Raw genomic sequence first — 11133 nt, 5'->3', positions numbered from 1 at the left:
GTGCCGTGGGCGCGAAGACCGCATTCATTGCCCCGGGATCACCTTGGGAGAACGGCTACTGCGAGAGCTTCAACGCCCGCTTCCGGGATGAGTTACTAAACGGCGAGGTCTTCACCACGCTGCGTGAAGCACAGATCCTCATCGAACGCTGGCGTCGCCACTACAACACGGTTAGGCCCCACAGCGCCTTAGGATACCGGCCCCCAGCGCCCAAAAGCATCGTCCCGATAGACCAAAGACCGACGATGCATTAACATTCAAATTGGACCACTCGATGGGGGCACATCAAACCTATCTACCGCGCTGGACATTCTGGAACACGGTTCGAACAATCGCCTGTGGCGTGGCGGCGGCGTTGTTGCTGCTCGGGCTGACGACTGTTTGAAAGACGCGGTTCCCATCGTTTACATATTGCGATCCTGAGCGCGACAGGCGATTCGAGGCGCTGCGAAGGTCCGGTCTGGAGAAGCTGCGCCGCAGCACTTGGTGATGTTCCGGAAGTCCGGAATGGGCCGTTAGCGTCGGTCGACACCAAGGGCGGCAACCGGACCTTGGCTGCGTCTGCGAAGGTTCCGCGCCAGGCGGGCAAAAGCGGCCATTCAAGCCCTGGCCGAACGAAACCCACATGCTGCGCTGCGCACCAACGTCAGCAAAGCAGGCAGCGGGCTTTGCAAAGTCCGGGCCCTGACCGGCTGACTGGGGCGCGAACGGCCCTTTGCTGCCTTTCAGCGACCAGTCGAAATGCTGCAGTCGCAGTCCCCATTGCTGACGTCCGCTGCAAATGAGATGTTGGGCATATAATCTTTAGTAAAGGCGCGGAAAACGCTCCTTCGCGAGGACAAGAACATGGAATTTTCCGCAGAATACGAAGGAAACATTTCGGTGATTGCCGACATTTTCAATGCGAGCTTCACCGCTTCTGAGGGATCGAAAGAAGGTGAGCTGATAGGGGAATTGGCCCACCGTCTGATGGAGGAAACTCCGCAGGAGGATCTCCGTGTTTTCACTGCCTGGAACAATGGGGAACTGGACGGTGCGATTATCTTTTCGCGCCTAACTTTCGACGGTGACAAACGCGCGGTGTTCGTCCTCGGTCCTGTCGCGGTGGCCACGAAGCGACAGGGGAAAAATATCGGGCAGAGATTGATTGCCCATGGCCTCACGGTGCTTCAACAGCAGGGTGTTGATTTCGCAGCGACTTATGGAGATCCTCGCTTTTATGAGCGCGTTGGGTTCACGGCCATCACTGAAAAAAAATGTGCCCGCGCCATTTCCTTTGCAGCACCCTGAAGGCTGACTGGGCCAGTTTCTCAACAATTCGCCGAAAATGCCTCTCAGGGGGCCTTCGCGGTGCGTCGCAGCGTTCGACGATCCAACCTTTTGGTAGCGGTTCGGCGAAACATCGGCCCATTGCGGGCATTCGATTCCCGGCCGAGCGCGGCGGTGCAACTTCACGAGACCGTACATTCGCCAATCGTGCGGCAGTTTCGGAGTATGAAGGTAAGCAGGGCGGGACACAGCGGCCGATCAGCCTTTCGGTGCCAAATCTTCTAAGAGGACGAACCGTTCCCACACCAGTTGCATCTCAGAAGAAAAGCCGCCGTTCCTCTCAAAGTAGTCGCGGTGATCCTTGCGCCAACCTTCAAGGTCGTCGTTCTCACCTTCCGCAAGTGCCATCGCCTCAGTCACTTCCTCGAATCTGCACTGAACTACTTCTACAGTTTCAATGACAAGCTCTGGCGATCCGTCCCATGCAAGAACGATATCCCGACGGCCGACCACGGGACGAGGCTCGCCATTCTCGTAGTCACTGAGCGCTCCGCAACTCGCCACTTTTCGTCCTGACCGAACAAGAGAAACGAGGGCACTGCTCAGAGCCGAGCTATCGCCGAACTTGAACGTCACAGCACCGGGATAGCGATCCTTCAGGGCTTCGATGGCAGACACTGCTTATTCCTCCGCTTTGATAGCATTGCCGAGCGGCATATCGGTTTCCTGAATGACAGAGAAGAGTCCGAACCGGACATGCGGCAGGATGGCGCTTGGTCGCACACCGTCCTTCGCCGCTCATCGGCCCACAGCCGACCTTCGTGCCAGGTGCGGCGGATGACTGGTGTCAGCCCTTTATGGACATTCGTTCTGCACCTGCATCGGATGAGCCCGCCAGCAGGCCGGGCGGTGTCCGAAAGTTCGCTGCAAATGCGAAACTTTGTTTTACTTGCACGGAGGCGGACATTGACCTTCGCGTAATTTTGATTGCGCACAACCTCCTCAGTACAGCGGACAGCGCGGTGGCTGAATTCACACACTGCAGTCCCGGTCCCAGGGCGGCACCTCACCGCCGAGGTGTTCCAGAATGAAATCAATGAATACACGCACCTTGGCGGGCAGATAGCGGCGCTCGGGATAGATGGCATAAAGCGTCTGCGACGGTAGCAAGCAGTGCGGCAGCACACGCACCAACCGCCCCGCCGCCAGGTACGGACCGGCGGTGAAGGTTGGCAGGCGGCCGATGCCCGTTCCGCCGAGGATCGCCTCCCGCAGCGCTTCGCCGTTGTTGACGCTGTAGCTGCCGCCGGGCCGGAAGGTCTGCACCTCGCCGCCGCAGTTAAAGACCCACTCCTGGAAATCCCGGCTGAAGGAATACTGCAGGCAGTTGTGCAAGCGCAGATCGCCGACCGTTTCCGGCACACCGTGGCGTTGCAGATATTCCGGGCCGGCAACCAGGACATTGTGCAATGGCGCAATCTTGCGGGCCACCAGCGCGGAATCCGCCAGCGTGCCGCCGCGCAGCGCCAGATCGAACCCGTCGGCGAACAGGTCGGCCACCCGGTCATCCATCACCATGTCCACAGACACGCCGGGATAGCGCTCCAGAAAGCCAGAGATCAGCGGTGCGACATGCAATCGGCCGAAGGCCATCGGAACATTCACCCTGAGACACCCCTTGGGGGCCTCTTGCAGCGCCAGCACGCTGTCCTCGGCTTCCTGCGCCGCCTCCTGCGCTCGGACCGCATGGGCATAAAAATGCTCGCCTGCCTCGGTCAGGCTGACATTGCGGGTGGAGCGGTGAAACAGCTGTGCCCCCAGCCGCCTCTCGATCTGGGTGATCCGCTTGCTGACCGCGGACTTGGTGACGCCCAGCCGCCGCGCCGCCGCGGCAAACCCCTGTGTTTCGGCAACCGCCACGACAACCGGGATGTCTCCCATTCCTTCCATTAGCATTCTCCGCTCGGGGTGATTTTTTCTCAACATTGGGTTTCACTTTAGTCGGATTATCGATTGCATGGAAACCGCCTACCTTTGCCGGGTCATCAAGGAGACGAGCCATGGCAAAGATGCTGATTGACGGTGTGCTCACCGAAAAGCCGAAACCGGGCGACGGGGTATTCCGCCGCATGAGCAGCGGCTTCCGCGGATGGATCGAGCCGCGCGCGGATGCGGAGTTCCCGGCTGAACAAGGCCGCTATCACCTCTATGTTTCCATGGCCTGCCCGTGGAGTCACCGCACCACGCTCCTGCGCGCGCTGAAAGGGCTGGAGGAGATGATTACCATCACCCAAATGCTGCCGCTGGCAGGCCCTTGTGGCTGGCAGATCGACACCGCAGCGCATGATCCGGCAGCCGGGGTGCCGCAGGACGCTTACCTGTATCAGGTCTATCAGCGGGCAGATCCCGGCCACACCGGGCCGGTTACGGTGCCGGTGATTCTGGACACACAGACCGGCCGCATTGTCAGCAATGAGTCCGGTGACATCATGCGGATGCTGAATTCGGCCTTCGACGGGCTGACAGGCGCAACTCCGGACTTCTTTCCGCATGAGCAGCAGCAGGACATCGACCGGGTCAACGCCGAAATCTACGCACCGGTCAACAATGGCGTCTACCGAGCAGGCTTCGCAACCACACAGGCAGCCTATGACGCGGCGATTGCCGCCCTGTTCGGCAAGCTGGACGAGCTGGACGCTCTGCTTGGCACCCGCCGCTACCTGACCGGTGAGCGGATCACCGAGGCGGACTGGCGCCTGTTCACCACCCTCGTCCGCTTTGATCCGGTCTATGCGACCCATTTCAAGACCGACCGCAAGCGGATCGCCGATTACCGCAATCTCGGCCCCTATCTGCGCGATCTCTATCAGGTGCCCGGCGTAGCCGGCACGATCGATATGGAGGCGATCCGCCAGCACTATTTCCTGAGCCACCGGCACATCAACCCGCATGGGATCATCTCTGCCGGCCCGGACCAGGATCTGAGCCAGCCTCACGGGCGGGACGGCACAACCCAATCCGCCTGAACCCGTCACCCCAAAAACCGGACCGGGGCCGCTTCCCCGGAAACAAAACTGGAGAGTTCCATCATGAAACTGCTTTCGAAACTTGCCGTTGCCGTTGCCGCTTTTTGGCTGCCCGCCCAAGGATTTGCCGGCGCAGAGGACACTGCCGGCATCCTGAAACTGGAATACACAGATGGCCGCCCGGCCTCGGTTGGTGTGGAAGACGTGAACACGGTGCTCCGCAGCGTCGGGGTCCGCGTCAGCACCGTTGCACTGCCGAAACAAGCGCTGCCGGTTCTTGAAGCCTCCCGAAGCCGTGCAGTTACCGCGGAGGAAGAGGCGCAGCTGATCTCCGATTTCGCACTCAGCCGCGAAGACCTGCTGGCGGAAATTGCCGCCGCAGGACGTGAGCCAACGGTCGAAAACGGCGGCTCCCTGACCACTTCGGAACCGGGCGTTGCGCCCTATCCCAAGGTCTACGACATGCACAAGATGAACGCCGATACCCGTGTCTGGGTCCACAAGAAATTCGGCCCGCTGCACATCAACCACGCCGAGGACGGCACCGGTATCGACGAGGTGATGACCATCGTCTCCGGCGGCCCCTGGGTCTGGTTTTTCGAACTGCCCGGGGATGTCATCGGTAAGCTGACCCTTGGCCATGTCGGCCCGGAGGGTGAAGCCTGGCGCATCAGTTACCCAGGCATCCGCCCGCACGGCGGCTTCCTGGACCCGGAGTATGGCCTGGTTGTCGCCCATGCGCACGGGCCGGAGCAGTTCGAGATCCACTTTGACGCGGACAATATCGCCGGTTCCCGCCTGAACGGCACCAACGCTTGGATCGACATATCCGGGGACAAGCCTTTGCTTCTGGATGCGCCGCTGACCGGCAACTGACGCTTACGCGGCTGCCGGCGGCCGAGCCGCCGGCGGTTCCTTCCCCTCTCATCCAGGTGACCTGATGAAATCCCCCGTTCTTACCATCGACTTCTTCCACGACGCGGTCTGCGGCTGGTGCTTTGTGATGTCTCCAAAGCTGCGTAAACTGGCCGCTGAATTTCCAATCCGGGTGCGCCACCGCACCTTTGTGCTGCAGGACTCGCCCGCCAAACTGGCCGCCACCTTCGGCTCTGCGGAGAAAGCTAAATCCGTCATTCTGGGCCATTGGGAGCGATGCGCCGAACATGACGAAGGTGGCCGGATCAACGTGGAGGGCATGCGCCGACAGCGCTTTCCCTATCCCACCGGACTGCTGAACGCCAAGGCCTGCAAGGCCGCAGAACTGCAGGCCGGGGACGCCCGGCACTGGGACTATTTTGATGCGGTGCAGGTGGCGCATTTGACAGAAAATCGGAATATTGCAGATGAAACCGCGCTGCTGGATGCGGCCCTGTCCTGCGGGCTGGATGCCGGCCGGCTGCGCAAGGACATGCATAGTGCCGAAGTTGCGCAACTGGTTTCCCGGGACCGGCAGCTGGCAGCGTCCTGGCGTATCAGCGCGGTGCCGACACTGGCGGTTTCCGGTGGCAAGTGGCAGCTGCGCCATGGCTCGCTCAGCCAAATGCGCGCAGAGCTGGCTTTGTTCGTCTCTTATGAGCAAGCCTGAACCCCAGCTGGTTCAGATCTGCAGTGGTTTCGCTGCCAAGCAAATGCGGCTATTCGTAAATGACACAGGAATTAGAAGCTTCTCGCCTTATGGGCACACCAGAACCACGCTTTCTAATAGAACAAGCTCAGTCCCTAAGCGCTTCCAAGACCACTGGTTCAATCCTTCGAGCTGAGCACGCTCCTTATAGGAATAGTTAGCGATCAGGAGCCAAAGTATATCTTGTTTGAGACCTTCTCGAATGTCCGCAGAGTCCTCAAATTTCCGCAGCATAAGCAATAGCTCCTTGTTCAAAGTCTAAATGGCACGGTTCCAAAGAAAGATCGATGCCCTTCAACTTCTTCACGTTCATTTTGATTGGACTTGGTCGTGAGTTCACCTGTTGAACGAATGGCAGGTTCGCAGAGCTGCGCCGCAGCATCTCAGGTAGCGGATGGATGTCTCCTTTGGGCCGGGTGTGTCGTCTGATACAGGGCGATGCTACCGCCTGACAGCTCTACTGCCTGGGCGCAGCCACCATCTAGGTCGCCAGCGTGACCGTGTTTAACCTGCATCGCGCCGACAACAAGTTCGCCCCCTTTGATCCGAAACCCGAGCGCTATCCTCCAGTTTTGTTCTTGCCCCGTGCCGCGAGCCACTCCTCCATCACGCGCCTGACAACCTCTGGTCGCGATGGAAGGTCTTCTTGTTCGCGACGATAGTCATCGATTGCCTTCAGCATGCTCTGATCCATACGGATCGTAACAGGGGCAGTGTCCCGCGTCGGACGTCCCATCTTAGCCATGTCGAATCTCCCTCAAAAAACTACCTGACTAAATGACATCGTAAACATAAATTGTCAAGCACGACGGGAGCTACAACCTTCCCGCCGTGCTCTAACCACAACCGATCATCAGGAGATCGTTCATGGCTGACACCTGCCCTACCACGCGCTTTGGCGCGAATGAACCCGCTCACTTCCGTCATTCACTCGTCTCGGGCCACTTCTCGCATCTGCTCGCGGCCCTGGCCGCTGCGATCGAAGCGGAGCGTGACATCGAGAACGGCCTCTGGTCGGATCCGGGTTTCGACCACTGGCTGAAGCAGGCGAAAATTGGGTGGGAGCGTGCCACCAGTCTCTGCCACGCCGTCATCGACGCGCCGGCCACCCGGGCCAGCGATGTCCCGCTGCAGCGTTTCGCGCGTCATTTGCACTGGACGCTCGGCTGCGAGACCGCTGCTGAACTCCGGACTGCACAGCAGGTCGTTGCGGGTCACCTGGATCTTTTCTCTTGGAACGGAAGTGGCCCCGAGGGGCTGCGCATCATGCAGATGCTCGTGCGCGGTCGGCAGCAGTTCGACGAAGTCTGCATGCTCGACATGCTGAACCCGGTTGAAGTCTTGGTGGCGTCCCCGGAGGCCTGCTCCGGATACGAGCCTTTCGCCGCCTGACCTCTGCAAAATCGTCACGGCACGATGCCTCCCTGCCCCATTCCGGGTCAGGGCCTGAACAGCCGTGACCTCGTTCTCAGCCTACATATTCTCGGAGGTCCAGTAATGGCTCATCCCGCACACACGTCTCTCAAACCCGCCCCTGTTAGCCCGCATATCTACATCGGCGCGTCCCGGAATAAGCTCTATCTGCCGCGCGGCTCCCGGAAGCTGTCCCCGGAAGGCTGGTCCCGTACCTTTGCCGGACCGATCAAGGTGGAGTGGAACGCAATTGCCCGGTCCAAGGGCTTCGACCTGGTCCACAGGATCCGAGACAAGTCCCATGTTGTACTGCGGTGCCACACCTGCGGCGCGTTGACCGCACAGAAGCTCTTTACCCTGCGCACCGCTCAGCCGGCTTGCGCGGCGTGCAGGCATCGCGCCTTCTTGGCAATGGCGCAAAAGGCAGGCTTGGAATTTCAGGGCTACGACCCGGAACACCACAAGCTTGGCGTCTACCGCGCGCAATGTGGTCACCCCGTGCGCCGACAGTTCGGACAGATCGAACGGATCGCTGCCGGTCACTGCAAGTTGCGCTGCGAGACCTGTCATTCCGGAAAGGAAGCCGAGGAAGCAGCGGACCGGGGGTGGCAACTGCTGGGAATCGATCCGGAAGGCAACCCGAGCTACCGGATCTATCAGCACGGCTGTGGGCACAGGCAGAGGGTTGCCCGGGCAAACATGCAGAGCGGCCGCTTCCAATGTACGGAATGTGGAGAGGGCTGGGCCACCGCGCCAAGCAACCTCTATGCCATTCGACTGGAGCTTCCGACCGGACTAAATGTCGTGAAGCTCGGCTTCTCGCGCGACCCGCAGTCGCGTCTGCACCACCAGCTCTTGCTGCAATCCGGAATCCAGGCAGAGCTTCTGCGGGTCGTTCCGCAGCGGACCGGCCACGCCGCATTGTGTCGCGAAAAGGCCCTCCACCGTGCGCTAAAGAAGTCTGATCCGGACGCGATCATTCCGCATGAGCACTTTGAGGACTGGCTGTCGGTCAAGACCGAGATCTACGGGATCGAGATCGCGCCGCTCATTCTGAAGCACCTGGACGACATCCGAAAGAAATAGCGGCCCGGCGTAGCCCGGTTCCGGAAAGGTCCTCTCTGGATCCGGAGCCGCCACAGCGGCCCAGCCCGTTTGCCCTGAAGCGAAACCCGCACACCACAGTGTGCGGGGAGCCCTGACCTGCGCCGTGACGCCCACATACCGGACAGCGCCACGTCTTCTTCCCTGAACCTTCCCACGCCCCCTTCCGGATCGCGGCCCCAACCCGGGCGCCCTGATCCGCACAGTACGGAGCTGACAATGACCCAACCTTCTCCCCAATCCCCCCTTCCAAAGAAAATTGGCGCGAAGCGCCCGCAGTGGTGGGCCTACGCCCAGGACTGCATCGCGCGCCTGCGCGCAACCGAAGCCGACATCTTCGATCTCGAACGGCGTGCCACGGCCGGCGACATCGCCGCAGTTGACACTTTGATGGAGTACGAAGGCGGCGACAGCCCGAAACCGCCTTCGCACCGCGCAGTTTCCGGGATGGAGTCCGCCGCCGAGGCCATGGCGCGCGTCAGCAGCGCACCTCATCTGCCGCAGGACGAGTGGCACGCGATCGCGGCAGACGGCGGCGACCCCTTCGCCACCGCTCAGGACGGCAGCACCCGTCCCGCCATCCCGCTTCCCCTCCGCGACGTGATCCTGCTGGCGCGCCTTGCCGCAACCTTCCGGGATGCGGAGAGCTGGGAGGCGAGCCTCCAACCCGGAGCGTTGACGATCCTAGTCGGTCTTGAACCGTCGTTCTCCTTGGGAAAGCTTCTGACCGGCGCCATGTTGCCGGAAGGCTGGTCGACTCACAGCAGGGCGCCCAAGTCCGCGTCGCACCCGGTGCTACAGCTGCCTGACCGGCCGGTCGTGGAAAAGGAACTGGAGCGCCTGCTTCAGCATCCGGCGCCAATCCTGCTGCCGATCGCGAAGCAGGAGCACTTGCCAGCTCTCGTTGGCTCCGGCGAGACAGGCGGGCGCGTTCTGGTCCTCGAAAAGGTGAATGCCGATATCCTGCTCTTTGCCTTGAGCGTCAGCCACAGCGCGACCGGACGCGTGGACGAGGAAAGCGTGCGGACCCTTTTGCCCAACGACGAGAGCCTGGCCACACTGGAGGCGGGACAACTGGCTATGGCGTGCCGCGCGCCGACGGCGCAAGAGGTTGCCAAACGGATCTCGTTGATGACCAGGACGGCGCCCGCCGAAGAGATCGCGCGAGAGCGCTCCGGCCCGGCCATCATCGACGGCACCACGCCCGCGCACCAGGCTGTTCGGAACATCGTAGAGGATCTTACGGCGTGGCAGGCCGGCGATCTGAACTGGAGCGAGATGCCCCGCTCGCTCCTCGTTCACGGCGCCCCAGGGTCGGGCAAGACCTACCTTGCCCGACAGCTGTCCGAGGCCGCTGGTGTCGCCTTGGTCGAGGGCAGCTTTGCCGACTGGCAGGCTGCCGGACATCTTGGACATATGCTTGCCGCTATGACCAAATGCTTCGACACCGCGGTCGCGAAAGTGCCCTGCGTCCTTTTTATCGATGAAGTCGACGCTGCCGGTTCACGTTTTGACGGGGATCAGCATGGGATGAGCTACCGCACGCAAGTGGTGAACGGCTTCCTCCAGCAGATCGACCGGCTGGCACGCACACCGGGCGTGATCTTGATCGGGGCCTGTAACCAGCTGGGCAGATTGGACCCTGCCATCACGCGACCTGGCCGGTTTGACCAGATCCAGCGGATGCCACTTCCGTCGCTTGCAGATATCAGGCTGATCTTGCGCAAAGGGCTGGCGGACACGCTGCCGGAAAACGAGATCGACAGCCTGGCCCGCGCAGCCATCGGCAAGACCCCTGCCGAACTCGACGCCGCATTGCGTGCCACCACTGCCGATGCGCGGCGGCAACGGCTGCCGATGTCATCCGACCTGTTGCGCCGGCACCTCGGGATTGATCGGCCCAACCTGGAGCTTCTGCGTCGTATCGCCGTCCACGAAGCCGGTCACGCGCTTGCCACCGAACTGCTGATGCCAAGCTCTGTCGTAAAGCTCAGCCTCTCCGATCGTGACGGTCGGACCGAACGCCGTTCGAACTTCGTCGAGCTGACGGTCGAGGAGATCGAAAGAGAGCTTGTGATCCTGATGTCCGGCCGCGCGGCCGAGCGGCTGGTTCTGGGCACGATCTCTGGCGGCGCGGGTGGAGACAGTGAGAGCGATCTTGCCCTGGCCACAGGGCTAATTCTGCAAATGGACCGAGAGCTGGGCCTTGGCCGCAACGGCGATGGCTGGCTGGGGCCTGCCGACATCCACAGGCTGACCGAGGAGGAGAAGCAGAGGGTGCGGGCGAAGCTGGGTCAGGCCATGAACCACGCTGCGAAACTCCTCACGCCACACATCGACCAGCTAGATGAAGTGGCAGCCGCGCTCATCGAAATCCGAGAGCTCCACGGCGCGGCAATGAGGCGGCTGATCGCCGAACCGGATCGAGAAACCACACTTAGTCGTAGCTAACCTCCAAGAACTGCTTGGACCGTCCGACCGATCTGGATACCCTTCCCCTGTGCTACAACTGTAGCACATCGACGTAACACAGACAGCGACCCGCGCAGCGTAAATTCCAGCGTTTTCAATGCCTTAAAATATGGCTGAATTTAGCTCCGCGCCCTACCGCCGGAGCCAATTCACCAGACAAGTCTTTGATGATCAAGGCAAAGGTTGAATTTGGCGAGCACAGTGTCACACAGAACTGTAGCAGAA

Annotated in this window: 11 protein-coding genes; 8 read left to right on the top strand and 3 right to left on the bottom strand. The window is 61.0% G+C overall.

Annotated elements, in window-relative coordinates:
- Both CLV89_RS21485 and CLV89_RS21480 read left to right on the top strand, forming a co-directional pair.
- Nucleotides 1-254: integrase core domain-containing protein (locus CLV89_RS21485; protein WP_133166767.1), on the top strand; the 254-nt coding region annotated here is incomplete at its 5' end.
- A gap of 592 nt (nt 255-846) precedes the next feature.
- On the top strand, nt 847-1290 hold the full coding sequence (locus CLV89_RS21480; RefSeq protein WP_207796990.1) for a GNAT family N-acetyltransferase: 444 nt from the start codon (nt 847-849) through the stop codon (nt 1288-1290).
- Nucleotides 1291-1527: 237 nt separating this feature from the next.
- Here the strand turns inward: CLV89_RS21480 and CLV89_RS21475 are convergent, their stop codons facing one another.
- Nucleotides 1528-1947, bottom strand: a complete 420-nt coding sequence (locus CLV89_RS21475; RefSeq protein ID WP_106165641.1) for an ASCH domain-containing protein — start codon at nt 1945-1947, stop codon at nt 1528-1530.
- Nucleotides 1948-2301: 354 nt separating this feature from the next.
- Nucleotides 2302-3219 carry a LysR family transcriptional regulator gene (locus CLV89_RS21470; protein WP_106165640.1) on the bottom strand — a complete coding sequence of 306 codons (918 nt, stop codon included), beginning with the start codon at nt 3217-3219 and terminating at the stop codon, nt 2302-2304.
- A 110-nt stretch (nt 3220-3329) separates the two neighbouring features.
- Here CLV89_RS21470 and CLV89_RS21465 point away from each other — a divergent pair, with 110 nt between their 5' ends.
- From CLV89_RS21465 to CLV89_RS21455, 3 genes are all read left to right on the top strand, one after another.
- Entirely contained in the window at nt 3330-4295 is a 966-nt protein-coding gene (locus tag CLV89_RS21465) for a glutathione S-transferase family protein (protein WP_106165639.1), read from the top strand.
- Between the two features lie 63 nt (nt 4296-4358).
- A complete protein-coding gene (locus tag CLV89_RS21460) occupies nt 4359-5171 on the top strand; it encodes a hypothetical protein (protein ID WP_106165638.1) in 813 nt (270 codons plus the stop codon).
- Nucleotides 5172-5235: 64 nt separating this feature from the next.
- Entirely contained in the window at nt 5236-5880 is a 645-nt protein-coding gene (locus CLV89_RS21455) for a DsbA family oxidoreductase (protein ID WP_106165637.1), read from the top strand.
- A gap of 598 nt (nt 5881-6478) precedes the next feature.
- Here CLV89_RS21455 and CLV89_RS21445 read toward each other — a convergent pair.
- A complete protein-coding gene (locus CLV89_RS21445; protein WP_106165635.1) occupies nt 6479-6664 on the bottom strand; it encodes a ribbon-helix-helix protein, CopG family in 186 nt (61 codons plus the stop codon).
- 122 nt (nt 6665-6786) lie between these two features.
- Here CLV89_RS21445 and CLV89_RS21440 point away from each other — a divergent pair, with 122 nt between their 5' ends.
- The 3 genes from CLV89_RS21440 to CLV89_RS21430 all read left to right on the top strand — a co-directional run bounded on the left by CLV89_RS21440 (nt 6787) and on the right by CLV89_RS21430 (nt 10887).
- Nucleotides 6787-7311 (top strand): hypothetical protein, encoded by a 525-nt coding sequence (locus CLV89_RS21440; protein ID WP_106165634.1) that lies wholly within the window; start codon nt 6787-6789, stop codon nt 7309-7311.
- Between the two features lie 105 nt (nt 7312-7416).
- Nucleotides 7417-8418, top strand: a complete 1002-nt coding sequence (locus tag CLV89_RS21435; protein ID WP_106165633.1) for a hypothetical protein — start codon at nt 7417-7419, stop codon at nt 8416-8418.
- A 237-nt stretch (nt 8419-8655) separates the two neighbouring features.
- The gene (locus tag CLV89_RS21430) at nt 8656-10887 is read left to right on the top strand and encodes an AAA family ATPase (protein WP_106165632.1); all 2232 of its coding nucleotides are present in this window, start codon (nt 8656-8658) and stop codon (nt 10885-10887) included.
- The last annotated feature ends 246 nt before the right edge of the window (nt 10888-11133 follow it).

Source organism: Tritonibacter scottomollicae (genome assembly GCF_003003215.1).
In the GTDB taxonomy this organism is placed as follows: Bacteria; Pseudomonadota; Alphaproteobacteria; order Rhodobacterales; family Rhodobacteraceae; genus Epibacterium; species Epibacterium scottomollicae.
Note: the sequence above shows the minus strand (reverse complement) of the source record. Positions and strands in the feature narration are given on the sequence as shown.

Coding starts and splice junctions, on each gene's coding strand:
- CLV89_RS21445 (WP_106165635.1), bottom strand. CDS start 6,664: ATGGCTAAGATGGGACGTCCGACGCGGGACACTGCCCCTGTTACGATC.
- CLV89_RS21460 (WP_106165638.1), top strand. CDS start 4,359: ATGAAACTGCTTTCGAAACTTGCCGTTGCCGTTGCCGCTTTTTGGCTG.
- CLV89_RS21435 (WP_106165633.1), top strand. CDS start 7,417: ATGGCTCATCCCGCACACACGTCTCTCAAACCCGCCCCTGTTAGCCCG.
- CLV89_RS21455 (WP_106165637.1), top strand. CDS start 5,236: ATGAAATCCCCCGTTCTTACCATCGACTTCTTCCACGACGCGGTCTGC.
- CLV89_RS21470 (WP_106165640.1), bottom strand. CDS start 3,219: ATGGAAGGAATGGGAGACATCCCGGTTGTCGTGGCGGTTGCCGAAACA.
- CLV89_RS21465 (WP_106165639.1), top strand. CDS start 3,330: ATGGCAAAGATGCTGATTGACGGTGTGCTCACCGAAAAGCCGAAACCG.
- CLV89_RS21440 (WP_106165634.1), top strand. CDS start 6,787: ATGGCTGACACCTGCCCTACCACGCGCTTTGGCGCGAATGAACCCGCT.
- CLV89_RS21480 (WP_207796990.1), top strand. CDS start 847: ATGGAATTTTCCGCAGAATACGAAGGAAACATTTCGGTGATTGCCGAC.
- CLV89_RS21430 (WP_106165632.1), top strand. CDS start 8,656: ATGACCCAACCTTCTCCCCAATCCCCCCTTCCAAAGAAAATTGGCGCG.